The sequence below is a fragment of the Vibrio lamellibrachiae genome, assembly GCF_050337265.1.
In the GTDB taxonomy this organism is placed as follows: domain Bacteria; phylum Pseudomonadota; class Gammaproteobacteria; order Enterobacterales; family Vibrionaceae; genus Vibrio; species Vibrio kyushuensis.
In genome coordinates this window covers 342,370-366,541 of record NZ_JAKJSU010000006.1, presented here as the reverse complement: position 1 = coordinate 366,541, position 24,172 = coordinate 342,370, and the positions used below count along the sequence as shown (strand labels likewise).

Sequence of the window (24,172 nt, the reverse complement as noted above, 5' to 3'; positions counted from 1 at the left end):
TGTTCTTCAGATGACAACAATATCCATAATTGGGGCGGGTTGGCTCGGTACACCACTCGCCACTACGCTCCTTTCTAAACACTATCGTGTTTATGCTAGTAATACCTCCCACGAAAAAGCTCAAGCACTCAATCAGTTCGGTATTCATGGGTTTTGTTGCGACTTAACCAAACCACATAATCTTGCACATGATTTGGTCAAACAACAAACAGACGTTGTTATTGGCTGTTTCCCTCCGGGGTTTCGTCGAGGACTCACTCAAGAATATCAAGTCATGTGGAAACAAATTACTGAAGCCGCGACTCGCGCCAAGGTAAAGAAAATCATCATGATCAGCTCTAGTGCGGTTTACCCAACTGTCTCTCAACAGCAAGAAAGCTCTGACTCTGGGACTAGCAATCTGATAATGGATGAAAGTAAAGCCAGCTGGGCACTTGCATCTCAACGAGACGAAGGTAATAACTACCTTAGTTTTAGTGATAACGCTAAGGTAATGCTAAACGCGGAGCAGCACGTTATCGACTCTGGTACTGAGTTTGTAATAATACGTCTTAGTGGATTAATTGGCCCTAATAGGCACCCTGCCCGTTTTGTGAGTAAGCTAAAACAAGTAAGCAGCTCTGCGCCGGCTAATATGCTTCACTTAGATGACGCTGTTGGAAGTATTACGTTTGCTACCCAGAACTTAAAGAATCAGGTTATCAACGTTACGACCCCTGATACCCTATCAAAAGATAAGTTTTATCAACTCGCTCTTCACTGCGCCAGCTTACCTTCATCTCAACTCCCACAGGTTATAGATATCCCCGATAAGAAAATAGACACGAGTAAACTCCTTTCACTAGGCTATCAATACAAGCATCCAACTTTATCTCAGGCTTTGGAATCTATTCATGACTAATCTCCCCGCGAGTGCTTTCTCGGAATCAGAAGCAGCAGTATCCGACCCGTCATATACACCGACATCACAACGTAAGCGCTTATATCAGCACATAGAGACCGTATGGGATTACATGCAAATGGGCCATACGGTTGCCAAGTCCGATATCATTTTTGTTTTATGTAGTAATGACCTTCGTGTCGCCTCTTATGCCGCACAGTTATACCTGAAAGGCTTTGCACCTCGAATTGTATTTTCCGGCGGTGTAGGACGCTTCACAGAGGGTGTATTTGATAAGACTGAAGCGGAGACCTTTGCTGCAATTGCAAAAGACTGTGGTGTCCCTTTAGACGCTATCTATATGGAGACGATGGCTTCAAACACCGGTGAAAACGTAACGCTTGGTTATGAACTTATCCGCCAGCACGAGCTTGAGCACCAAAAGGTGTTGCTCGTTCAAAAGCCATTTATGGAGAGACGAAGCTACGCAACGTTTATGAAGCAATGGCCCGTTACCTGTGAGCAACTGATCGTCACATCATCTGCCGATAGATTCTTTGATTACATTAATGAGAATATGACACTGGATATGGCGTTAACCGCTTTGCTTGAGGACTATGAGAGAATCAAAACATATCCAAATTTGGGCTTTCAAATTGAACAGCCAATTCCTGATGAAGTTGAAGCCTCCTATCAGTATCTGATCAAGCAGTACATGCCGCTGCGTTAAGTTAATTTGTAAAAGCTGCTTTACTACAGACTAGGGTCCGTGACTTAGAGTTACAAAACAAAAAACCAGAGCTAAATGCTCTGGTTTTGTTTTTCATCAATTCACTACTCGCTTATTAGTTAGCCGTTAATTAATGAAGCGCTTCTTCTTTGGTACCTAGGTATTGAAAAACAATTTTGTCTTTTTTCAAATCAACTTTAACCGTACCACCATCGACCAACGAACCAAACAAGAGTTCATTCGCTAACGGTTTCTTCAATTGCTCTTGAATGACACGGCCCATAGGACGTGCTCCCATCGACTTGTCATAGCCTTTAGCAGCTAGCCAATGCCTTGCATCTTCAGAGACCTCTAGTGAAACACCGCGAGCGTCTAGTTGGGCTTGAAGTTCAACCACAAACTTATCGACTACTTGGTGGATCACTGTCTCATCAAGACTATTAAACCAAATGATATTATCGAGACGGTTTCTAAACTCTGGCGTAAAGACTTTCTTAATAACAGCCATCGCATCAGGTGCATTGTCTTGTTGAATCAGGCCAATAGACTTACGTTCAGTTTCCTGAACACCAGCATTAGTTGTCATAACCAAAATAACGTTTCTAAAGTCGGCTTTACGACCGTTATTATCGGTTAATGTGCCGTTATCCATCACCTGCAATAAAAGGTTAAAGATATCAGGGTGAGCTTTCTCAATCTCATCAAGTAAAACAACGGCATGAGGGTGTTTCAATACTGCATCTGTTAGTAAACCACCTTGATCGTAACCAACATAGCCAGGAGGAGCACCAATTAAACGACTTACCGAATGACGCTCTCCGTACTCAGACATATCAAAACGTAGTAGCTCAATGCCCATCAATTTAGCAAGCTGAAGTGTTACTTCTGTTTTACCAACCCCTGTAGGGCCTGCAAATAAGAATGAGCCAACAGGTTTATTATCGGCACCAAGACCGGCACGAGTTAACTTTATTGCCTCGCTAAGAACATCAATAGCCGGATCTTGTCCAAATACCAACATCTTCATTTTATCATCTAGTTTTTGCAGAATATCTTTATCCGATGAAGAGACTGATTTCTCTGGGATTCGAGCCATTCTTGCAACCATGGACTCAATATCTGCAACACCAACAGTTTTCTTACGACGGCTAGCTGGAGCCAAACGACTACGTGCTCCTGCTTCATCAATAACATCAATCGCTTTATCGGGCAGATGACGCTCGTTGATATACTTAGCTGACAATTCTACCGCAGCGCGAAGTGCCTTATTGGTGTAACGCACTTCATGGTGAGCTTCATACTTAGGTTTCAAACCAATAAGAATCTTCGTGGTGTCATCCAAGGATGGTTCAACAACATCAATTTTTTGGAAACGACGTGAAAGTGCTCGCTCTTTCTCAAAGATATTGCTGTACTCTTGGTAAGTCGTTGAGCCAATACAGCGAAGCTTACCGCTACTTAGTAACGGCTTAATGAGGTTAGCTGCATCAACCTGCCCCCCCGATGCCGCGCCTGCACCGATGATAGTGTGTACTTCATCGATAAATAGAATCGCATCATCTTCTTTTTCTAGCTGCTTCAGAATCCCTTTAAAACGTTTTTCAAAATCACCGCGGTATTTCGTACCAGCAAGAAGAGAGCCAATATCTAGTGAATAGATTACGCTGTCTTGGATAACCTCTGGAACTTGACCTTCGACAATTCTCCACGCCAAACCTTCAGCAATTGCAGTTTTACCAACGCCAGCCTCACCAACAAGAAGCGGGTTGTTTTTTCTGCGTCGACACAGAACTTGAATCGTTCGTTCTAGCTCTTTATCACGACCGATTAATGGATCGATATGACCCTGCTTAGCAACCTGATTTAAATTAGTCGCAAAACTTTCTAAACGTTCTTCCGAATTGGTTTCTTCAACACTTTCAGAGCCGAACGATTCTGAAGAAGAATCATCGTTTGAGCTTGAGGATTTAGTAATACCATGAGAGATAAAGTTAACGATATCAAGACGACTGATATCGTTCTTTTTCAGAAGGTAAGCAGCATGAGATTCTTGCTCGCTGAATATCGCGACAAGTACATTTGCTCCCGTCACTTCACTACGCCCTGAAGACTGAACATGAAAAACTGCGCGTTGAAGTACTCGTTGAAAACTAAGGGTCGGTTGAGTTTCCCGGGTTTCATCGTTTTCAGGAATAAGAGGGGTTGTTTGGTCAATGAAAATATCAAGCTCTTGCCTTAACGCGTCAAGGTCAGCCTGACAAGCAGATAACGCCTCTTTGGCTGCATCATTTTCCAATAATGCAAGAAGGAGGTGCTCGACAGTCATAAACTCGTGTCGTTTGTCTCTGGCACGAGCAAATGCGCCATTTAGACTCGTCTCTAATTCTTTATTAAGCATAAGTACCTCCTAAAAGAACAACTATGTTGTTCGTGCAAGCGCTACGCTTGCTCTAATGTGCAAAGCAATGGATGCTCACTTTCCTTGGAATACATTGTGACTTGCGCCACCTTTGTTTCAGCTACTTCAGCGGTAAACGTTCCACAAATTGCTTTTCCTTCGTAATGCACCTGAAGCATCACTTGCGTTGCTTTCTCTATATCCATAGAAAAGAAACGCTCAAGGATTTCTATAACAAAGTCCATCGGCGTGTAATCATCGTTATTTAACAAAACGTTATACATCGCTGGTGGTTTGATCCCTGTTTTTTCTTTCTCCAGTAAATCTGAGTCTGGAGTAACCCATTCAAAATTTCGGCCCATGGTCAATTCAATATTTCAAGATTTTCTAAACTCGATTTTATCACTTTGTATGAGTAAAGTTTTAGATTTATCTCTTAAGGTGATAAGAAAAATTGTGACCAGAAATACATCTCTATACTTAGAGACTAAGTCAGCAATTCAATAGCTGCAAATAAAACATTCTCTTTAAAGCGAATGAATTATCTAATTGATTAAAAAGCAAACAGTTTCACATAAGCTCTCGATCAAATTAGTTAAACTGCAACTTGTCAAGTTGCAAAAATGTAAATCTTAAAAGTGATTTGTTTGCAAATATGTAGCAAATTAGACCTTTTGCCTATTGACTGTGGCGAATCATTGACTACATTGGTCAATTAGTGAGTAAAGATTTATAAGCGTATGAATTAAAAGTCACTAACAGATTCACGTCACTACTAAGACGTAATCTTCTAAACACAACATCAGTAATAAATGCATGAGGGATGTATAGCATGGCTACAGGTACAGTAAAATGGTTTAACAATGCCAAGGGATTTGGTTTTATCTGTCCGGAAGGTGAAGAGGGAGATATCTTCGCTCACTACTCAACAATTCAAATGGACGGCTATAGAACGCTCAAAGCCGGGCAGCAAGTTGCTTATGAAATAGAGCAAGGGCCAAAAGGCTCCCATGCTAGCTCCGTCGTCCCTATTGAAGCTCAAATGGCAAAATAGGTCATGACAGGGTTTCAGAAATAAAGAGTTTCAATAATAGAAAACTCGAAGAATAAAAAATAACCCCGCTAATTAGGCGGGGTTATTTTATGCTTTGTATACGTTAAAACTTAATGAACAAGCCCATAACGAACAAAGCTTATACACTAAGCCCCAACGAGTAAGGCTTAGTGCTCAGGTTTGATTAACCGTTAATCACGCTATTTAGCGTTTGGCTTGGTCTCATCAAAGCAGATACTTTGTCGTCATTAAGCGCGTAATAGCCACCTAAATCACCCTTAATACCCTGTGCATCATTCAGTTCAGCAACAATTTTTGCTTCACTTTCCGCCAACGCTTTTGCAATAGGTGCAAATTCTGCCGATAAATCTGCATCACTTGTCTGCTCTGCCAAAGCCTTCGCCCAATAAGCGGCCAAATAATAGTGGCTGCCACGGTTATCAAGCTCATTCACTTTACGTGATGGCGATTTATTTTCGTCTAAGAATTCACCCGTTGCTTTATCAAGAGCATCCGCTAACACTTGAGCCTTAGCATTGCCAGTTACAGTGCTTAGATGCTCCAGAGAAGCCGCTAGAGCCAAAAACTCACCTAGAGAATCCCAACGTAGGTGATTTTCTTTTTCAACCTGTTGTACGTGCTTAGGCGCTGAACCACCCGCTCCTGTTTCAAATAAACCACCGCCGTTCATTAGTGGCACTACTGAAAGCATTTTCGCGGATGTACCTAATTCCAAAATTGGGAATAGATCCGTTAGGTAATCACGAAGAACGTTACCCGTTACTGAGATAGTATCTAAACCATCTTTGATACGGTCCAGAGAGAACTGACACGCGTCAAGTGGCGCAAGAATCTTGATATCCAGACCCTGAACATCATGAGTCGGTAAATAAGCGTTCACTTTTTCAATAAGCTGAGCATCATGTGCACGGTTTTTATCTAACCAAAATACGGCTGGAACACCCGTTGCGCGAGCGCGAGTAACAGCAAGCTTAACCCAATCTTGGATTGGTGCGTCTTTAACCTGACACATACGGAAGATATCGCCAGCTTCAACAGATTGCTCAAGTACCGTCGCACCAGATGCATCGACAACGCGTACCGTACCTGAAGCATCTAAAGTAAATGTCTTATCGTGAGAACCGTACTCTTCTGCTTTTTGAGCCATTAGGCCAACGTTTGGAACGCTACCCATTGTCGTTGGATCAAACGCGCCATTCTTCTTGCAGAAATCGATAACCGCTTGATAAATACTCGCGTAGCTACGATCTGGAATCAGTGCTTTAGTATCTTGAAGCTGTCCATCAGGACCCCACATTTGACCAGAAGAACGCAGCATTGCTGGCATAGATGCATCAACAATAACGTCACTTGGAACGTGAAGGTTGGTAATACCACGATCAGAATCCACCATCGCTAAAGCAGGCTGAGTGTCGTATACAGCAAGAATTGCTGCTTCGACCTCTTCTTTTTGAGCTTGAGGTAGAGACGTAATCTTAGCGTATACATCACCAAGACCGTTATTTACATCAACACCTAGCTGTTCAAAAACATCACCGTATTTTGCAAAAACATCTTTGTAGTAAACTTTAACTGCATGACCAAAAATAATTGGGTCAGACACTTTCATCATTGTCGCTTTCAAGTGCAATGACAGTAAAACGCCTTGCTTCTTAGCTTCTGCAATCTCTTTTTCAAAGAATGCCACTAGAGCCGTTTTATTTAGTACTGAGCTATCAATAATTTCTTTATCAAGCAGTGGGAATGCTTTTTTCAGTACTTTCACTGAACCGTTAGCCCCAACAAACTCAATTTTCACATCTGTATCACCGTTAATGGTGACAGATTTTTCACTACCGAAGAAATCTTTTTCAGACATGCTTGCAACGTGAGATTGAGACTCTGATGACCAAGCACCCATTGAATGCGGGTTCTTCTTCGCGTAGTTCTTAACAGAAAGTGGCGCACGTCTGTCTGAGTTACCTTCACGCAATACAGGGTTTACTGCACTGCCTTTAATCTTGTCGTACGTTGCTTTAATCGCTTCTTGCTCGTACGTACTTGGCTCTTCTGGATAGTTTGGTAGAGCGTAGCCTTTAGCTTGTAGCTCTTCAACAGCGGCTTTCAATTGCGGTACTGAAGCTGAAACGTTAGGCAATTTGATGATGTTTGCTTCCGGCGTTTTCGCCAGTTGACCTAATTCAGCAAGTGCATCTTCAATTCTTTGATCTTCTTTTAAATGCTCAGGAAAGTTGGCGATAATACGCCCAGCTAATGAGATATCACGTGTGTCTACATTGATGCCAGAAGAAGCAGTAAAAGATTGAATGATTGGTAATAACGAATATGTTGCTAGCGCTGGCGCTTCATCAGTAATGGTATAAATAATGGTAGGTTTTTCTGTAGGCATGAAATTTCCCTATTGCTCTAAACAGCTTCTATTATTTCAATAGTGCTGTGTGAATGTCCGCATCTTAAATTGATGCGATTTTATCACTCTTTTAAACTTCTTAGGATTATACGTTGAGTAGTAACGTCCTAAGTCCTTGAGTGCTGATACTTATAATTAAACAAAACCGCGAGAATAGTCTATTATCTTGTGCGTTATTCTGTTTTTGGGCGCGCAAATAATAGCTTATTTACAGATTCGACAAAACTTTTTAACACTCTTTCTTTACATTTTTGCAAGGTAGTTAACATGCAAGCCCGTTCTCGTGATAAGCACAGTCAGCGTTCGTCCAATAAGTCTAGCCCTCATTTTAAACAACGAGAGGCCTCAAAAGGGAATCAAACTCGACGTGCACACCGCAAAAATGAAAGCGCTAAAACGAAACGAATTAAGCCAGAAGATCGTAAAGTCATTATCTTCAACAAACCTTACGATACATTAAGCCAGTTCACCGACGGTGAAGGCAGAAAAACGTTGGCAGATTACATCCCCGTAAAAGAAGTGTATGCCGCAGGAAGACTCGATCGTGACAGTGAAGGGTTAATGATTTTAACCAACGATGGTATTTTGCAAGCACGCTTAACTCAACCTAGCTCCAAAGCACCTAAAACTTATTGGGTGCAAGTAGATGGTGCGCCTGATGAAGAGAGCCTACAAAAGTTAAGAGATGGCGTTGAGCTGAAAGACGGGCCTACCCTTCCTGCTAAAGTCGAGGTGATGGAAGCTCCTACAGTATGGGATCGAATCCCACCCGTACGTGTGCGAGCAAAGATTCCAACTACTTGGTTATCCATCACCATTATTGAAGGGCGAAATAGACAGGTAAGGCGTATGACAGCTAATATTGGCTACCCTACTCTTCGCCTCATTCGTTACTCGATTGGGGATACGCAGCTTGGCGATCTTCAGTCAGGACAATGGCGAGAAATTACTTTGTAGCCCACTTTGAAGCCTAAGACAAATAAAAAGGTCAGTGCACTAATGCACTGACCTTTTATGTTTCTAACGAACTCATGTTTCACTAATAACGACTATCTGAATCTATTTATGACGCTCTTTTAGCTTATTAACCACATCATTCATCGATAAACCTTGATCTTGCAGCAGCACCATCAAGTGGTAAATAAGATCTGCAGACTCACAAACTAGTTCCGCCTTGTCGCCCGACGTTGCCGCAAGCGCAACTTCAACGCCCTCTTCGCCGACTTTCTGCGAAATACGCTTTGTACCACGAGCGTACAGACTAGCGGTGTAAGAGGACTCAGGATCGGCGTCCTTGCGGGCAGCCAATAGCTGCTCAAGTTGATGAAGCCACACCATCTGTGACTCTTCTTGTTTGTCCGCATCCCAACACGTTGTTGTACCAGTATGACAAGTAGGACCGATAGGGTTAACCTTGATCAGCAATGTGTCGTTATCGCAATCTAGCGATGCATTAACAAGCTGAAGTACGTTGCCTGATGTTTCCCCTTTAGTCCATAAACGCTCTTTTGTACGCGAGTAAAAGGTGACTTGCTGTGTTTCTGCTGTTTTTTGCAACGCAGCTTGATTCATGTAACCCATCATCAAGACTTGGCTCGATTGAAAGTCTTGCACAACAGCTGGCACTAGGCCATCGACTTTTTCCCAGTTGATGCGTTCAGATAACTTACTTACCTCAGAAAACTCGGTTATTTCTGATACGTTAAAACTCATAATCTTACCTCAACACCTTCTGATTTCAGATACTGTTTCAAGTGACCTATATTGATAACTTGTTTGTGGAATACTGATGCGGCTAACGCGCCATCAACGTTTGTCTTTTGGTACGCTTCAACAAAATGTTCCATCGCTCCCGCTCCACCTGATGCGATTAGCGGGACGTGACATACTTCTCTGACCATATTAAGTTGGTCAATATCATAGCCATTACGTACACCGTCTTGGTTCATCATATTCAATACGATTTCACCTGCACCACGTTTCTGTACTTCTTGAACCCAGTCTTTGGTTTCCCAATTTGTTGCTTTGGTGCGTTCTTCATCGCCCGTAAACTGGTAAACTTGATATTTACCCGTCTCCTTGTCGTAGTATGAATCGATACCAACAACAATACACTGCACACCAAATTTATCTGCCAGCTGAGTAATCAGTTCTGGATTTGCTAATGCCGGTGAATTGATCGATACCTTATCAGCGCCAAACTCCAAAATACGAGCCGCGTCTTCAGCCGATTTAATACCACCAGCAACACAGAATGGAATATCAATCACTTCAGCAACTCGCGCGACCCAGCTTTTATCTACTACGCGGCCATCGCTCGATGCTGTGATGTCATAAAAAACCAACTCATCCGCACCTTCTTCCGCATAGCGCTGTGCCAATGGGACGATATCACCAATGACCTCATGGTTGCGAAACTGTACGCCCTTTACGACCTGCCCATCACGAACGTCTAGACAAGGAATTATTCGCTTTGCCAACATGCGAACGCCTCCTCTGCTGTAAACTTACCATCAAGTAGAGCACGGCCTACAATAACACCGGCGACACCACTGCCTTTCAAAGCCTCAATATCAGCTAAGCTCCCAATACCACCTGAAGATTGAAACTGAACTTGTGGGTACTGCTTACAAAGATCGATATAGAGCTCAACATTTGAACCTTCTAACGTGCCGTCACGCGAAATGTCAGTGCATAACACATGCTTTAAACCCACAGTTAGATAGTCATCAACTAAAGCTTCAATAGTAACGCCTGAATCTTCTTGCCAACCTGAAATAGCGACACGTCGAACGCCTTTCTCATCAATATTAATATCCAAGGCCAATACGATTTTTTCAGCGCCGTATTTTGCCATCCAACCTTTAACTAGCTCTGGCTGTTTCACTGCAGTAGAACCGACAACAACACGCTGAGCGCCCGCTTCCAGTAAATCGACCACGTCTTGCTCAGTACGAACACCACCACCGATTTGAATATTCGCTGGTGTGCTGTCTAAAAGCTTGGCAATTAAATCGAGCTGACGCGCTGTTGTATCTTTAGCGCCTGTTAAATCCACTAAGTGTAGCCAGTTCGCACCTGCTTGGTGGTATAGGTTAAACTGCTCAGCAGGATCCACTTTGTATTCTGTTACTTGACCGTAGTCACCTTGGAATAGGCGAACAACTTGGCCTTCAATTAAGTCTAATGCTGGAATAATCACGATAAATTCCTTTTCCCTTTTCTCAGAGTTCTATTGCTACAGCTCTAAGAAGTTTTGAATGAGTTTTGAGCCTGCTTTGCTAGAACGTTCTGGGTGGAATTGAACGCCATAGTAGTTATCATTTTGAAGCGCAGCCGTAAATGGCTGGCCATAATCACATTGCCCTATCGTGTAATCACCAACAGGCATAGCAAAGCTATGAACAAAGTAGAAGTATTCGTTCATTTCTATATCTTTAAACAGTGGATGACCTGACGCGGATTCTACTGTGTTCCACCCCATGTGAGGCAATGGTAGATCGCCTGTCTGCATGCGTTTAACATCGCCATCACAAAGCCCAAGGCACTCGACAATCTCATCGGCTTTTTGACCTTTCTCTTGCGATGCTTTACCTAGCAGCTGCATACCTAAGCAAATGCCCAGCAACGGCTTATCCACTTGCTTAACAAGGTCGATAAGCTCACGTTCACGCAGGTTCTTCATCGCTTCACTTGCCGTTCCAACCCCGGGAAGGAAGAGTTTATCAGCGTCTAAAACAACATCAGGCTGCTTTGAAATAGTGACGGTATATCCAAGACGTTCAATGGCAAATTTCACTGAAGAAACGTTGGCACAGCCAGTATCGATAATGACTACTTTTTGATCTGTCATGATGCTTCCTTTCTAAAGTACGCCTTTACTACTTGGCAATTCAGTGCCTTCTACTTTAATCGCCTGACGAACAGTGCGACCAAACGCCTTAAACAAGCTCTCAATTATGTGGTGATCATTATCGCCAAAAGAAGAAAGGTGCAAAGTACAAGCGAGTGTATCGGTTAATGAGCGGAAGAAGTGTACGACCATTTCCGTCGATAAGTCTCCCACCAGTTCTCGCGAGAACTTGGCATCAAACTTAAGGTGCGGGCGTCCTGATAGGTCAAGTGCACATTGAGCTAAACACTCATCCATTGGAAGACTAAACCCAAAGCGGCCAATACCACGCTTGTCACCCAACGCTTCTTTCAACGCTTCACCTAACGCTAATGCTGTGTCTTCAATGGTGTGGTGATCATCAATGTGCAAATCACCTTTCACGTTAAGTTTTAACTGGAAGCCACCATGCGTCGCGATTTGGTCAAGCATATGGTCAAAAAAGCCCATACCTGTATCAATCTTATTGCCACCCGTTTCATCAAGGTTAACAAAAACATTAATATCCGTTTCTTTGGTTGTACGCACGACTTGGGCACTACGTGCTTTGATGGTTAAATCTTTGAGAATCTGTTTCCAATCCATTGTTTGTGGATTGTATTGAATGGCACGAATCGCCATGTTCTCAGCAAGCTGAATATCAGTTTCGCGATCACCGATAACCACTGATTGTGCAAAATCGACCTTGCCGCCCTGTAGATACTCTTTCACCATGCCAAGTTTTGGTTTGCGGCAAGAGCAGTTGTCTTCTTCAAAGTGAGGACAAATAAGCACATCATCGAAGATAACGCCTTGAGATTCAAAAATCTCCATCATCATATTATGCGGTGCATCAAACTCGTCTTGAGGGTAGCTATCTGTACCTAAACCATCTTGGTTTGTCACCATAACAAGACGGTAACCTGCATCTTGTAAAGACAAAAGGCTTGGGATTACAAAAGGCTCTAGTTTTAGTTTATCTAATCGATCAACTTGGAAATCGACAGGAGGCTCTACAATTAAGGTTCCGTCACGATCGATAAATAGTATTTTCTGTTGCTTACTCACACGAACTTCCTTTTAAATTTTTAACAAGGCAAATGGGTTGCCTTAAATAAATACGCCGTAGCGTAATAATATGAAATTAGGCGTAATAGTTTCGAATAAACGCGAGCGTTTTCTCACACTCTTCTCGATTTCCGATACTAATTCGTACGCAATTTTCAATCGGCGAATTACGCAAAATAATCCCGTTATTCCACGCTGCCTTGAACAACACGTCGCCGTCTTCAAATTTAACCAATAGGTAGTTACCCCACCCTTCAAAAATGGTTAATTGAGGAATAATGGATAGCCCCGCCTGTAAATAGGCTCGGTTCGCGCTTAGATCCAATACTTGATATCTCGCTCTCGCAAGCCCTGCTTCAGATAAAGCTTGCTGTGCAATTTCAGCGACTGGAACTGGTACCGGATAAGGTGCAATAACCTTCAACAGAACATCAATAATAGATTTATTCGCCAAGGTAAAACCACAACGTAGCCCTGCCAATGCAAAAGCTTTAGATAAGGTTCGTAGTATCGCAAGGTTCGGATATTGCTTAAGCAGGTCGACCGTCGAAGCTTCTGGACAAAAATCGATGTATGCTTCATCCATTACGACAATCGCACGATCTTGGGTCATTTCAAGAAGCGATATAATGTCTTCACGCTTTACCAAATTACCCGTTGGGTTATTTGGGCTACAGACAAAGACCAGCTTCACAGTATCTAGATTCTTCTTAATGCTGTCTAAATCGAGCTGCCAATCATCCGTTAATGGTACAACTTTTCTTTCAACACCAATCGTTTCAGCGCTGATCGAATACATTCCGTATGTCGGAGGACAAAACAAAATCGCATCTTCATTGGGCTCACAGAAAGCGCGAATCAGTAACTCGATACCTTCATCTGCACCACGTGTTGTTAATGTTTGATCTGCCGTTACACCCGCATACGCCGCGTAAGCTTCAATGAGTGCTTTAGGCTGACATTCGCTATAACGATTTAAACGGGCAAAATCGGTTTTATATTCATTATTAAATGGAGATTCATTGGCATTTAGCCAAACATCTCCCGTTCCGCCAATACGTCGTGCTGACATATAGGGCGTTAATCCTTGAACTTGTTTACGAGCGAGCTTTTCCATTAGCTTTCTCCTGCAGCCAGTTTTTCGATGCGAATCGTTACCGCGCGTTTGTGCGCATCTAACCCTTCCGCGTCAGCCATAGTCACAACTGTTGGCGCCAAGATTTTCAAACCATCCGCCGTTAACTCTTGAACAGTCATGCGTTTCGAGAAATCGGCTAAACCAAGGCTAGAGTATGTTTTTGTATAACCATACGTTGGCAATACGTGGTTGGTACCCGATGCGTAATCACCCGCTGATTCTGGTGACCAATCACCTAAGAAAATAGAACCAGCGTTATCAAGCTCTGGTAATAGCGCACGTGGATTCTTAGTCTGCACGATTAAGTGCTCAGGCCCGTAGTAATTAGAAATTGAGATGGCTTGCTCTATTGATTCAGCAATAATCACGAGGCTTGAAGCTAACGCCTTCTGGGCAATGTCAGCACGCGATAGCTCTTTAAGCTGACGCTGAACGGCATCGGTTACTTGATCAGCGATTACCAATGACGGCGTCACTAGCACAACTTGTGAATCTGGTCCGTGCTCCGCTTGACTCAGTAGATCAGCCGCGATGAAATCTGCATCTGCTGTCTCATCGGCTAACACTAATACTTCTGAAGGCCCTGCTGGCATATCAATCGCTGCGCCACGAAAATCATTACTCACTTGTCTTTTCGCTTCTGTTACATAGGCATTACCAGGGCCAAATATCTTATCAACCTTAGTCACTGTTTCTGTACCATAAGCCATAGCTGCAATAGCTTGACCACCTCCCACATTGTACACTTCATCAATATTACACAGCTTTGCTACGTATAAGATTTCATCCGCGATTGGCGGTGGAGAACACAATACGACTTTACGACAACCCGCAATTTGAGATGGCACGCCCAGCATCAAAACTGTTGATGGCAACGGAGCACTTCCACCAGGGATATAGAGCCCAACCGTATTAATTGGGCGAGTCAGTTGCTCACACACTACACCAGGTTGAGTTTCGACTTTAAGCGGTTGCGGCTTTTGAGCCTCGTGGAACTTTGCAATATTGCTATACGCTTGCTTTAGTGCCGTCTTCATTTCTTCACTAAGTCTTGCTGATGCAGACTCAATTTCACTTTCTGATACTTGAATTGAATCGAGTGACACGCCATCGAACTTTTTAGTTAGCGAAATAAGTGCTTCATCACCTTGATTACGTACACTTGTGATCACATCTGATACAGCAGCTGTGATGTTCGCGCCTTCCGTAATTGCTGGGCGCTCTAAAACAGAGTCTTGTTGTGATTCACTCAATGATTGCCAAACAACGGTTCTCATGGCGTTACCCCATCATTTTTTCAATTGGAAGAACAAGAATTGAACTTGCACCAAGCTCTTTAAGTTGTTCCATTGTTTCCCAGAACAGGTTCTCTGTGCTGACGAGATGAACGGCAACTTTTTCGGTATCTGATGATAGTGGTAACACGGTTGGATCTTCAGCGCCCGGAAGCAACGCTTTCACTTGCTCTAACTTGGCAACTGGAGCGTGTAACATGATGTATTTTGATTCTTTCGCTTGTTGGACACCTTGCATACGAGTAAGAAGCTTTTCGATAAGAGCTTGCTTATCTGCATCGAACTCACCATTGCGTTGAATCAGTGTCGCTTTCGATTTAAAAATTACTTCCGCTTCTTTCAAGCCGTTCGCTTCAAGTGTTGCACCTGTCGATACCAAATCGGCAATTGCGTCAGAAAGGCCAGCACGAGGAGCAACTTCGACAGATCCTGTTAACATACATGCACTATAATCAACACCCTGCTCATCCATAAATGCTTTTAATAGTTGAGGGTAAGTAGTGGCAATACGCTTACCTGCAAGGTCTTGTGGACCGTTGTACTCTTCGTCTTTGTTAATCGCGATAGATAAGCGGCAACCACCGAAATCTAGGCGACGTAAAGCAACATACTCATTTGGCTTACCAAGGGCTTTTCTATCCAAACGAACTTCTTCTAGTTCGTTCTCACCGATGAAACCTAGGTCAACTACGCCGTCCATGATCAAGCCTGGAATATCGTCATCACGAACAAGTAACAAGTCAATTGGCATATTTAGTGAGTGAACGACAAGGCGCTCACCCATTACGATAAATTTAACACCACACTTTTTAAGTAACTCCTGACACTCTTTACTTAGGCGGCCTTTCTTTTGGATAGCGATTCTTAGGCGTTGTGCTTGCATGTTCTCTTCCCTGTACAAATTGTTGAATTTATTAATAATTGTTAAAGCTTAAAACTAAAAAACCCTCGGGAGACATTTAGTCTCCCGAGGGTTTGAATCTTGTGTTGCAGATTTCACCTCCGGGAGCCTGTGCCTCCCGGGTATGCGTACATCTCCCGAAAGACTAGATTGGGTGATGATGGTGATGAATATTAATATTTAAATAACGCATACTTATTGGCTCTGCTAGTGTTGCTTCGTTGATATCCACATTAACTAAGCTAAGTATTATTTGCAACCACTAATTGACAGTTTTCTTCTTTTATTTACAAACAATATTAAAACGATTTACACGCATTAAAAAAGGAGGCCGAAGCCTCCTTTTATCTATCTATAAACCGGTCGAATTAAACGCTTTGACAGTTCTCTAATTGAGACTTAGCAATCATAGACATTGCAAAACAAACCAGAACAAACGTTACTGACGATGCTAGGAATGAGAACAATACTGACGAAGTCAGTCCAAGAACAATAAAACCAACACATGACACAAACGCCACTGACAGTGCATAAGGTAACTGAGTTGCAACGTGGTCAATATGATTACAACGCGCACCAGTAGAAGACAGAATTGTTGTATCTGAAATTGGAGAACAGTGATCACCAAATACAGAACCCGCTAATACCGCGCTTAGCATTGGAAGCATTAGTGCGATGTCTGTTGCCGCAGCCATATCACCAGCAATTGGTAACATGATACCGAACGTACCCCAAGAAGTACCTGTTGAGAATGCCATTAGACCAGCAAGTAAGAACAGAATAACGGGTAACCACGTCGAACTAATAGTGCCTTCGATCTGCGACGACAAATAAGTACCTGTTTTCATGTCACCAATTACAGTACCAATCGTCCATGCAAAAATTAGAATTAAAATTGCACCAAACATAGACTTAGCACCGATCCAAAGCGTTACGCCAATATCGCTTGGAGACATTTTTTGCTTGAGCACAGTAATCAATGCAACAGCAAAACCAGTAAGGCCACCATAAATAAGAGACATACCAACATCGGTATTTTCAAAAGCGCCAAGTAGTGAGAACGCTTCACCGTCCGCTTTTAAAGCTTGACCACCAGTGTAAAGCATCGCGACAACCATTGAAGCAATCAGTGCAACAATTGGTAGCACTAGGTCAGACACTTTACCGTGTTCACTCTCTTCAATATCCAACTCTTCATTAAGCTCATGCGCTTGTGGAAGATCCGCTTCTTTATCTTTATCGAATCCACGGCCTTGAGAGGCGCGAATTTCATGTTTACGCATTTGGCCAACATCAAGCTGGAACCAAACTACAGCGAATACCATTAATAGAGCAAAGACTGCGTAGAAGTTCATTGGGATCATACGCACATACGCGCCAATCGCAGTGTACTCAGTCACACCGTGAGATATTAAGATGCCACCAACGATAGTCATAATGTACGCACCCCAGCTTGAAGCTGGCATCAATACACACATTGGCGCGGCTGTAGAATCAAGAATATAAGAAAGCTTTGCGCGAGAAACGTAATAACGGTCAGTAACCGGGCGAGAGATCGCACCTACCGCCAAACTATTGAAGTAATCATCAATGAAGATAAATACGCCAAGGCAAGCTGCAAGTAGCTTTGAACCACGTTTACTTTTAACGCGAGTTTGAGCCCACTCAGCAAACGCGCGTGTGCCACCAGACATGGTTAAAAGTGCGGTCATCATGCCAAGCAATAGCAAAAAGCCGACAATACTCATATTCCACGTGTTAATACCGCCGTCTTCAATAAAGACGCTTGATACTGTAGTACCAACGTAACCAACTAGGTTACCAATAGAGTAGTCAGTAAGTAGTAACGCACCCAGTACTATACCAACACCGAGAGAAACCAATACGCGACGCGTAATAATAGCTAAGCTTAGTGCCACAATTGGAGGCAAAAGTGACAAAGGGGATGATGCAAAATCGATTAAATTCATGATCTTCAAAAACCAGTTAGTAAAAATGGCAAGAGATCTACTGCAGAAAAATCACGTGAAGTCATTTCATCGAGATTTTGATATTCGAAGTGAAAGGCTCGCAAACGCGTAACCTAACTCTACAGTAGCGCTCCATAGTTTAAAAAATTATAGACTATGGCAGTGTCGTACCTATTGAGTACAACCCCAGCGAAAGGTGCTGATAACACACTTTCACTTCGGCGAAACACCCTTTTACTGTTATTCATTGGTATCACCCCAATAACAGCTACTCTTATGTTTCGCGCCTCTACCGCATAAGACATGAAAAACTATTGTTACGTCATATTAACAACATTTTAACTGCACTTACGCTAAAAGTGGCCGCCATTGTACTCATTAGCACCCTCATTGCAATATATAACTCGAAATTCAGCACACCTATCGATGAATGGCGATAACATTAACAGAACCAATAACGACAATGTATGCAACAAGTAAAGTAGTGTAAAGTTGATTGATTTTGTTAAGTCACTCTTTAATTCTAAACAAATAAAAATTAATTACGTCTATTTGCATTAAACTAACTATATATATTCAATTTGTATGCTAATATTTTCGTGTTGAAATATTGTATTCAATCTAATTGCAGCTTAATATTATCCAATCAATTTTACTTTCATAGGAATAGACATGTCGGATCTATCTAAAACACTATTAAATATTCGTAGCCTTCGTGCCTTTGCTCGCGAATTAACTCTTGAGCAACTTGAAGAAGCATTAGATAAATTAACTATTGTTGTACAAGAACGCACTGAAGCTGAAGCTGAAGATCGTGCAGCAAAAGCGGAACAAGAAGCTAAGCTTGCTGCAATTGCAGACCAGATTTCAAAAGACGGTATTGATGTTGAAGCTCTTATCTCAGCATTATCAGGTGAGACTAAAACTAAAACTGGCAAAGTGAAAACTAAACGCGCACCTCGCCCAGCTAAATATAAATATGTAGATACTAACGGCGAAGAAAAAACATGGACAGGCCAAGGTCGTACACCTTCAGCTATCCAAACACAGCTAGATGCTGGTAAATCTTTAGAAGAGTTTGCTCTTTAAGTATTAACCACTCTAAGTATTTATCGTTAGTTAGTTTATTAATTAGCAAGTTTATTACTAAACCTTTTAATGACTAACTCTTTTTAGTTACTAACTAACGAAAAAAGGCTCCTTTCGGAGCCTTTTCTATTATTATCTTTCCCAGTACGATTCTTCTAAGCTATCTTCACGCTCAGGTAACCCTTTAGACAACCTTGGCGAATGTTGAGCTAATACTTCATAGCTTGCGCGGTTTGAATACTTACAGACTTGTGAAAAAGATGAATAAGTTAAGTAAGCGTGTGCGTGCTTACTTGAATTCGGTATGTTTTCACGATGGTACTTATTCGCAGCCATATCATGCAATAGTGCCGATAGAGCGGCGTCACCTGCCCCATTTGTATTTTTAATTTTCTCTGGGCCACCCATATAAGGTGCAATATGAGAATACACTTTAACTGGCTTATCACACATTGCTTTTGCCGCAGGTCGACTAAACTCATAACGATTGAATTCAGCAATAGAACCCGGTAATAAAGGCAAAGAAGTTTCTCTTTTAGCAGCGTCTTCTGTATAACCTGCCATAAATAGACCAACAGGCCCTGCAGTACACAGTACTAAATCAACCCAATCTAATGCTATATCTGATGCAACTAAAGGATCATGCTCACCAGTTAACGCTTCTGCTTCTTCTTCATTCATTGCAACAACCGAAACATGGTCATTAATAAACTCTTGCCAAAATTTAGCATCATCTTGAATAACAAATTTAGTACCTAAGGTTAATACCACAGGGACATTGTACTTTTTCGCATATTCGATGGCTTTCATTGTTGCAAGCGGCATAGGATCGCCCTCTTTACAACGTACTAAATAAGCGGTTAATACTAATGCAGATGCATTTTCAAATATCGACTCGGGGATACTTTCAGGATTAAGTTGATTCATTTGACCTTCACTTATAGCAAAGGTGCGCTCCCCATCTTCAGTAATCAAAGCAAAACAACGACCAATTGCGCCATCGACACCCTGTAAATTATTAAGGTCCATACGGCTAGACGTATTACAAAGATATTGATAACCATAGCTGCCGATTTTAATATCTTGGCTCATTACACCTAATAACGTAGATCGATCATCTGCTAATACTGAGTAATTGTGCAACGTATTGCCAATTGTTCCGCCTGCGTGTTCATTGGTAATCAACTGATCATCTTTGAGCTGCTTATATAACGCTTCCGCTGTTTGATCATCAATAACCAACGAGTGACCTTTACTTAGGTTATATTTTTCGATGAGCTCTGAAGTCACTTTCGCTTCAATATCCACAAGCGTTTGGTCAATGCCGATAATATGCGTACGTGACATTGTTTTGCTTTCTTGAGCTTGGCTCACTAAAGGATCACGAGCATGAACAGGAAAGTAATGCTTCGACTTGCGTTGGCCAGGAAATTTCATAAGCGTTAGTTCGATATTAGGAGTAAAAAAAGGATTCTACCGCGCTCAATAACGCGCGGCAATCTACCAAACTATAGCAAACGTTTGCACTTGGTATAAATTATTCACCTTCCATAAAACTGAGGTCAGGAAGTCTCTCAAGGTTGTCAGAATAACGCTTTAAGTTAAATTCACCGTCATTTTTCATCACATCGAAGATCTCAATCGACATACAGCACGCCATCATGGCAACACCGTCTTCTCTTGACGTTCCCATCATCATTAAGCGCATCAAAGTTTCTTTCACTTTGATTGGGTTCCCATCTTCAAGCTGATTTTCAATAACTTCAATCAACTCTTGTTCTTGCATAAATTCATTTTTTTCAGACATCATTTGTTTCCTATATTCACTTTGGCTGCACTATGCCACAGGTAACCAAATAACTTCCATAATAAAGCATGTTTTTTCTAAATATCGATATGTGATTTCTGTCTCGGATCTGTATCCATCAGCATGTTTCTGATAGAATCCTCGACCAGTTATAGTGAGTGGTATTAAGTAATGTCAAACAACAGCGAAAAGAAAGTAATTGTCGGTATGTCTGGTGGTGTAGATTCATCTGTTTCAGCGTATCTTCTTCAGCAGCAAGGCTACCAAGTTGAAGGCTTGTTCATGAAGAACTGGGAAGAAGACGACAATGAAGAGTATTGTACAGCGGCAGAAGATCTCGCCGATGCTCAAGCCGTTTGTGACAAATTAGGTATCCACCTTCACACCATTAATTTCGCAGCAGAATACTGGGATAACGTATTTGAATATTTTCTTGCTGAATATAAAGCTGGAAGAACCCCAAACCCAGATATTCTATGTAATAAAGAGATTAAATTTAAAGCATTCTTAGACTTTGCTGATGATGTTCTTGATGCTGATTTTATTGCAATGGGCCACTACGTTGACCGCACCTTCCCAGATGGTGACGCTAAACCGAAAATGCTTCGTGGGCTTGATAGCAATAAAGATCAAAGCTACTTCTTATATACACTAAGTCATGAACAGGTCGCGCGTAGCTTATTCCCAGTGGGTAACCTGGAAAAACCTGAAGTAAGAAGAATTGCAGAAGAGCAAGGTCTTATTACTGCGAAGAAGAAAGATTCAACTGGTATTTGCTTTATCGGTGAACGCAAATTTACTGATTTCTTATCGCGTTACCTGCCCGCTCAACCGGGTAAAATTGAAACACCTGAAGGCGTTGTCATCGGCGAACACCAAGGTTTGATGTATCACACCTTAGGTCAACGTAAAGGCTTGCACATTGGTGGCCAAAAAGGTGGCGGTGGTAATGAAGAACCATGGTACGTGGCAGAGAAAGATCTAAAACGTAATGTACTGATTGCAGTACAAGGTGGTGATCATCCGCTTCTCAAATCACAAGGTTTGATGGCGTCTCAATTACACTGGGTTGATAGAACACCAATTACTGAACCACTGAGCTGTACCGTTAAAACACGTTATCGCCAAACTGATATTCCGTGCACCATCATCCCTATTGATGATGAAAACATTAAGGTGATTTTTGACCAACCTCAAGTGGCAGTAACACCGGGTCAATCCGCCGTATTTTATCTTGATAATGTTTGCCTAGGTGGCGGCATCATCGAGCAACGCATTTAACTAACCCGTATTTAGGAGTACTACTACGTGGCGAATCCCCTTTATGACCGTACGATCGCTTTTGCTGGTATCTGCCAAGCAGTGGCGTTAGTTCAACAAGTAGCAAAAGATGGTGAATGTGACCATGACGCATTTAAAACATCACTACATGCAGTCTTAAATACAAGCCCAAATAGTACCTTAGACGTCTTTGGCCAAGAGCAAGATCTGAAACTTGGCCTAGAGTGTTTAGTTAAAGGTATTGATAGCACACCAGCGGGTAGTGAAGTGACTCGTTACATCATAAGCCTGATGGCATTAGAGAAGAAACTCAGTGCTCGCAATGATGCAATGTCACAACTCGGCGATCGTGTTCAAATGCTGGAACGCCAGCTTGATCACTTTGAACTACTCGATGAACAAATGCTAAGCAATCTCGCAAGCGTTTACCTTGACGTAGTGAGCCCAATAGGACCACGCATTCAAGTTTCAGGTACGCCGGCGGTATTACAGCACACGACTAATCAGCATAAAGTTCGCGCTCTGCTTCTATCAGGTATTCGTAGCGCCGTGCTTTGGCGTCAAGTAGGTGGTAAACGTCGCCACTTGATTTTTGGTCGTAAGAAAATGATCGAACAAGCTGAAATTTTATTGGCGAGATTATAGTCGCTTGAAAATAATACGAACTCGCGCCTAGTCGCGAGTTCGTTCTTTATAGCAAGTCAGTTTTATAGCTATTTATTTTATAGAGAAGTAACTTTCATTTAGACCCACGTAAGTTTCGCGCAAACGTTTGCGCAATGTTCGTGACAATTGTGATTGTTATTGGTATAAAGCTCACCATATTTTAAAACCTAAATTTGAAAACCCAATTCAGGAGAACACCATGGATTTGTCAGCGTTGACAGCTGTTTCACCAGTAGATGGCCGTTACGGAAGTAAGACGATTGCACTACGCAGCATTTTTAGTGAATTTGGCCTACTAAAGTACCGTACGATCGTTGAAGTTCGTTGGTTACAAAAACTTGCAGCAACAGCAGGTATTGCTGAAGTACCAGCATTTAGTGCAGAAGCGAACCAAGTTCTAGATGGCATTGCAGCAAACTTCAGCGAAGAAGACGCAGCGCGCATCAAAGAGATCGAACGCACGACTAACCACGATGTTAAAGCGGTAGAGTATTTCTTAAAAGAGAAAGTAGCGGTAAACGCTGAGCTTCATGCAGTAAACGAGTTCATCCACTTTGCATGTACCTCAGAAGATATCAACAACACTTCACATGCTCTAATGCTTAAAGAAGCACGTGAGACTGTTATTCTTCCTGAAATCAAAAATATCATTGATGCAATTAAAGCACTTGCTGTTGAATATCGTGATATCCCATTGCTTTCTCGCACACACGGTCAACCTGCATCTCCAAGCACAATGGGTAAAGAGATGGCAAACGTTGCTTACCGTATGGAACGTCAATACAAGCAGATCGCTGAAGTTGAAATTCTAGGTAAAGTAAACGGTGCTGTTGGTAACTACAACGCTCACCTTTCAGCTTACCCTGATCTTGATTGGCACCAGTTTAGCGAAGAGTTCATCACAGAATCTCTTGGCGTAACATGGAACCCTTACACTACTCAAATTGAACCTCACGATTACATCGCTGAGCTATTTGACGCAGTTGCTCGCTTCAATACTATTCTTATCGATTTTGATCGTGACGTATGGGGCTACATCGCACTTGGTCACTTCAAGCAGAAGACGATTGCTGGTGAAATTGGTTCTTCAACCATGCCACATAAAGTAAACCCAATCGATTTTGAAAACTCGGAAGGTAACCTTGGTCTTGCGAACGCAATGTTCAATCACCTATCACAAAAACTTCCTATCTCTCGCTGGCAACGTGACCTAACGGATTCAACAGTGCTACGTAACTTAGGTGTTGGTGTTGGTTATGCAATCATTGCATACACTTCAACACTTAAAGGTATTAGCAAGCTTGAAGTAAACCGCGAAGCACTACTTGCTGATCTTGATAAGAACTGGGAAGTTCTTGCTGAACCAGTACAAACTGTAATGCGTCGTTACGGCATCGAGAAGCCATACGAGAAGCTAAAAGAGCTAACTCGTGGTAAGCGTATTGATGGTGAAGCTATGCGTAACTTTATTGACGGCCTTGAGCTTCCTGAAGCTGAAAAAATGCGTCTTAAAGAGATGACACCAGCTAACTACATCGGCCAAGCTATCGAGCTTACTGATAAGCTGTAAATAGCAAACTGCTAATACGAAAA

22 protein-coding genes, 1 riboswitch and 1 other annotated feature are annotated in these 24,172 nt (G+C 42.3%); of the genes, 8 read left to right on the top strand and 14 right to left on the bottom strand.

Annotated elements, in window-relative coordinates:
* Positions 1 to 10 precede the first annotated feature (10 nt).
* Both L4C54_RS10815 and L4C54_RS10810 read left to right on the top strand, forming a co-directional pair.
* Positions 11 to 901 (top strand): NAD-dependent epimerase/dehydratase family protein, encoded by an 891-nt coding sequence (locus L4C54_RS10815; RefSeq protein ID WP_428808177.1) that lies wholly within the window; start codon positions 11 to 13, stop codon positions 899 to 901.
* 112 nt (positions 902 to 1,013) lie between these two features.
* The gene (locus L4C54_RS10810; protein ID WP_428808287.1) at positions 1,014 to 1,610 is read left to right on the top strand and encodes a YdcF family protein; all 597 of its coding nucleotides are present in this window, start codon (positions 1,014 to 1,016) and stop codon (positions 1,608 to 1,610) included.
* A 130-nt stretch (positions 1,611 to 1,740) separates the two neighbouring features.
* Here L4C54_RS10810 and clpA read toward each other — a convergent pair whose 3' ends face one another.
* Together clpA and clpS are read right to left on the bottom strand one after the other, a co-directional pair.
* Positions 1,741 to 4,008, bottom strand: a complete 2,268-nt coding sequence (gene clpA / locus L4C54_RS10805; protein WP_428808176.1) for an ATP-dependent Clp protease ATP-binding subunit ClpA — start codon at positions 4,006 to 4,008, stop codon at positions 1,741 to 1,743.
* 41 nt (positions 4,009 to 4,049) lie between these two features.
* Complete coding sequence (gene clpS, locus L4C54_RS10800) at positions 4,050 to 4,370, bottom strand: ATP-dependent Clp protease adapter ClpS (RefSeq protein ID WP_428808175.1); 321 nt, start codon at positions 4,368 to 4,370, stop codon at positions 4,050 to 4,052.
* 470 nt (positions 4,371 to 4,840) lie between these two features.
* On the opposite strand from clpS, the gene cspD reads away from it, so the two are divergent.
* Positions 4,841 to 5,062, top strand: a complete 222-nt coding sequence (gene cspD, locus L4C54_RS10795) for a cold shock domain-containing protein CspD (RefSeq protein ID WP_428802323.1) — start codon at positions 4,841 to 4,843, stop codon at positions 5,060 to 5,062.
* 184 nt (positions 5,063 to 5,246) lie between these two features.
* Here cspD and L4C54_RS10790 read toward each other — a convergent pair whose 3' ends face one another.
* Positions 5,247 to 7,472, bottom strand: a complete 2,226-nt coding sequence (locus L4C54_RS10790; protein WP_428808174.1) for an NADP-dependent isocitrate dehydrogenase — start codon at positions 7,470 to 7,472, stop codon at positions 5,247 to 5,249.
* Positions 7,473 to 7,760: 288 nt separating this feature from the next.
* Here L4C54_RS10790 and L4C54_RS10785 point away from each other — a divergent pair, with 288 nt between their 5' ends.
* Positions 7,761 to 8,450: a pseudouridine synthase gene (locus L4C54_RS10785; RefSeq protein WP_428808173.1), complete on the top strand. Its 690-nt coding sequence runs from the start codon at positions 7,761 to 7,763 to the stop codon at positions 8,448 to 8,450.
* Positions 8,451 to 8,552: 102 nt separating this feature from the next.
* Here the strand turns inward: L4C54_RS10785 and hisIE are convergent, their stop codons facing one another.
* The 9 genes from hisIE to L4C54_RS10740 form a co-directional block, all read right to left on the bottom strand.
* Entirely contained in the window at positions 8,553 to 9,206 is a 654-nt protein-coding gene (gene hisIE, locus L4C54_RS10780; protein WP_428802326.1) for a bifunctional phosphoribosyl-AMP cyclohydrolase/phosphoribosyl-ATP diphosphatase HisIE, read from the bottom strand.
* A complete protein-coding gene (gene hisF / locus L4C54_RS10775) occupies positions 9,203 to 9,976 on the bottom strand; it encodes an imidazole glycerol phosphate synthase subunit HisF (protein ID WP_428808172.1) in 774 nt (257 codons plus the stop codon). Before hisF ends, hisIE begins: the two co-directional genes overlap by 4 nt.
* On the bottom strand, positions 9,958 to 10,695 hold the full coding sequence (gene hisA / locus L4C54_RS10770; RefSeq protein WP_428808171.1) for a 1-(5-phosphoribosyl)-5-[(5-phosphoribosylamino)methylideneamino]imidazole-4-carboxamide isomerase: 738 nt from the start codon (positions 10,693 to 10,695) through the stop codon (positions 9,958 to 9,960). Before hisA ends, hisF begins: the two co-directional genes overlap by 19 nt.
* 36 nt (positions 10,696 to 10,731) lie before the next feature.
* On the bottom strand, positions 10,732 to 11,346 hold the full coding sequence (gene hisH, locus L4C54_RS10765) for an imidazole glycerol phosphate synthase subunit HisH (protein WP_428808170.1): 615 nt from the start codon (positions 11,344 to 11,346) through the stop codon (positions 10,732 to 10,734).
* 12 nt (positions 11,347 to 11,358) lie between these two features.
* Positions 11,359 to 12,432, bottom strand: coding sequence for a bifunctional histidinol-phosphatase/imidazoleglycerol-phosphate dehydratase HisB (hisB, locus tag L4C54_RS10760; RefSeq protein ID WP_428808169.1), 1,074 nt, complete (start codon positions 12,430 to 12,432; stop codon positions 11,359 to 11,361).
* Positions 12,433 to 12,508: 76 nt separating this feature from the next.
* The gene (hisC, locus tag L4C54_RS10755; RefSeq protein WP_428808168.1) at positions 12,509 to 13,549 is read right to left on the bottom strand and encodes a histidinol-phosphate transaminase; all 1,041 of its coding nucleotides are present in this window, start codon (positions 13,547 to 13,549) and stop codon (positions 12,509 to 12,511) included.
* A complete protein-coding gene (hisD, locus tag L4C54_RS10750; RefSeq protein ID WP_428808167.1) occupies positions 13,549 to 14,847 on the bottom strand; it encodes a histidinol dehydrogenase in 1,299 nt (432 codons plus the stop codon). The genes hisC and hisD overlap by 1 nt, the downstream gene beginning before the upstream one ends.
* A gap of 4 nt (positions 14,848 to 14,851) precedes the next feature.
* Entirely contained in the window at positions 14,852 to 15,748 is an 897-nt protein-coding gene (gene hisG / locus L4C54_RS10745) for an ATP phosphoribosyltransferase (RefSeq protein WP_428808166.1), read from the bottom strand.
* 53 nt (positions 15,749 to 15,801) lie between these two features.
* Positions 15,802 to 15,936: a sequence feature (His leader region), on the bottom strand.
* Positions 15,937 to 16,134: 198 nt separating this feature from the next.
* The gene (locus tag L4C54_RS10740; RefSeq protein WP_428808165.1) at positions 16,135 to 17,736 is read right to left on the bottom strand and encodes a Na+/H+ antiporter NhaC family protein; all 1,602 of its coding nucleotides are present in this window, start codon (positions 17,734 to 17,736) and stop codon (positions 16,135 to 16,137) included.
* Between the two features lie 117 nt (positions 17,737 to 17,853).
* Positions 17,854 to 18,036: riboswitch (Lysine riboswitch) on the bottom strand.
* A gap of 372 nt (positions 18,037 to 18,408) precedes the next feature.
* On the opposite strand from L4C54_RS10740, the gene L4C54_RS10735 reads away from it, so the two are divergent.
* On the top strand, positions 18,409 to 18,825 hold the full coding sequence (locus L4C54_RS10735) for an H-NS family histone-like protein (RefSeq protein ID WP_428802335.1): 417 nt from the start codon (positions 18,409 to 18,411) through the stop codon (positions 18,823 to 18,825).
* A 132-nt stretch (positions 18,826 to 18,957) separates the two neighbouring features.
* On the opposite strand, the gene L4C54_RS10730 is transcribed toward L4C54_RS10735, so the two are convergent.
* A complete protein-coding gene (locus L4C54_RS10730; RefSeq protein ID WP_428802336.1) occupies positions 18,958 to 20,262 on the bottom strand; it encodes an inosine/guanosine kinase in 1,305 nt (434 codons plus the stop codon).
* Between the two features lie 100 nt (positions 20,263 to 20,362).
* Entirely contained in the window at positions 20,363 to 20,632 is a 270-nt protein-coding gene (locus L4C54_RS10725; protein ID WP_428802535.1) for a hypothetical protein, read from the bottom strand.
* A gap of 171 nt (positions 20,633 to 20,803) precedes the next feature.
* On the opposite strand from L4C54_RS10725, the gene mnmA reads away from it, so the two are divergent.
* The 3 genes from mnmA (at position 20,804) to purB (ending at position 24,149) form a co-directional block, all read left to right on the top strand.
* Positions 20,804 to 21,913: a tRNA 2-thiouridine(34) synthase MnmA gene (mnmA, locus tag L4C54_RS10720; RefSeq protein WP_428802337.1), complete on the top strand. Its 1,110-nt coding sequence runs from the start codon at positions 20,804 to 20,806 to the stop codon at positions 21,911 to 21,913.
* A 27-nt stretch (positions 21,914 to 21,940) separates the two neighbouring features.
* The gene (gene hflD, locus L4C54_RS10715) at positions 21,941 to 22,558 is read left to right on the top strand and encodes a high frequency lysogenization protein HflD (protein ID WP_428808164.1); all 618 of its coding nucleotides are present in this window, start codon (positions 21,941 to 21,943) and stop codon (positions 22,556 to 22,558) included.
* Positions 22,559 to 22,778: 220 nt separating this feature from the next.
* On the top strand, positions 22,779 to 24,149 hold the full coding sequence (purB, locus tag L4C54_RS10710) for an adenylosuccinate lyase (RefSeq protein ID WP_428808163.1): 1,371 nt from the start codon (positions 22,779 to 22,781) through the stop codon (positions 24,147 to 24,149).
* Positions 24,150 to 24,172: the final 23 nt, after the last annotated feature.

Bases quoted from the DNA above. Each gene is read 5' to 3' on its own strand.
- L4C54_RS10815 (WP_428808177.1), top strand. From the start codon at position 11: ATGACAACAATATCCATAATTGGGGCGGGTTGGCTCGGTACACCACTC.
- L4C54_RS10810 (WP_428808287.1), top strand. From the start codon at position 1,014: ATGCAAATGGGCCATACGGTTGCCAAGTCCGATATCATTTTTGTTTTA.
- clpA (WP_428808176.1), bottom strand. From the start codon at position 4,008: ATGCTTAATAAAGAATTAGAGACGAGTCTAAATGGCGCATTTGCTCGT.
- clpS (WP_428808175.1), bottom strand. From the start codon at position 4,370: ATGGGCCGAAATTTTGAATGGGTTACTCCAGACTCAGATTTACTGGAG.
- cspD (WP_428802323.1), top strand. From the start codon at position 4,841: ATGGCTACAGGTACAGTAAAATGGTTTAACAATGCCAAGGGATTTGGT.
- L4C54_RS10790 (WP_428808174.1), bottom strand. From the start codon at position 7,472: ATGCCTACAGAAAAACCTACCATTATTTATACCATTACTGATGAAGCG.
- L4C54_RS10785 (WP_428808173.1), top strand. From the start codon at position 7,761: ATGCAAGCCCGTTCTCGTGATAAGCACAGTCAGCGTTCGTCCAATAAG.
- hisIE (WP_428802326.1), bottom strand. From the start codon at position 9,206: ATGAGTTTTAACGTATCAGAAATAACCGAGTTTTCTGAGGTAAGTAAG.
- hisF (WP_428808172.1), bottom strand. From the start codon at position 9,976: ATGTTGGCAAAGCGAATAATTCCTTGTCTAGACGTTCGTGATGGGCAG.
- hisH (WP_428808170.1), bottom strand. From the start codon at position 11,346: ATGACAGATCAAAAAGTAGTCATTATCGATACTGGCTGTGCCAACGTT.
- hisC (WP_428808168.1), bottom strand. From the start codon at position 13,549: ATGGAAAAGCTCGCTCGTAAACAAGTTCAAGGATTAACGCCCTATATG.
- hisD (WP_428808167.1), bottom strand. From the start codon at position 14,847: ATGAGAACCGTTGTTTGGCAATCATTGAGTGAATCACAACAAGACTCT.
- hisG (WP_428808166.1), bottom strand. From the start codon at position 15,748: ATGCAAGCACAACGCCTAAGAATCGCTATCCAAAAGAAAGGCCGCCTA.
- L4C54_RS10740 (WP_428808165.1), bottom strand. From the start codon at position 17,736: ATGAATTTAATCGATTTTGCATCATCCCCTTTGTCACTTTTGCCTCCA.
- L4C54_RS10735 (WP_428802335.1), top strand. From the start codon at position 18,409: ATGTCGGATCTATCTAAAACACTATTAAATATTCGTAGCCTTCGTGCC.
- L4C54_RS10730 (WP_428802336.1), bottom strand. From the start codon at position 20,262: ATGAAATTTCCTGGCCAACGCAAGTCGAAGCATTACTTTCCTGTTCAT.
- L4C54_RS10725 (WP_428802535.1), bottom strand. From the start codon at position 20,632: ATGTCTGAAAAAAATGAATTTATGCAAGAACAAGAGTTGATTGAAGTT.
- mnmA (WP_428802337.1), top strand. From the start codon at position 20,804: ATGTCAAACAACAGCGAAAAGAAAGTAATTGTCGGTATGTCTGGTGGT.
- purB (WP_428808163.1), top strand. From the start codon at position 22,779: ATGGATTTGTCAGCGTTGACAGCTGTTTCACCAGTAGATGGCCGTTAC.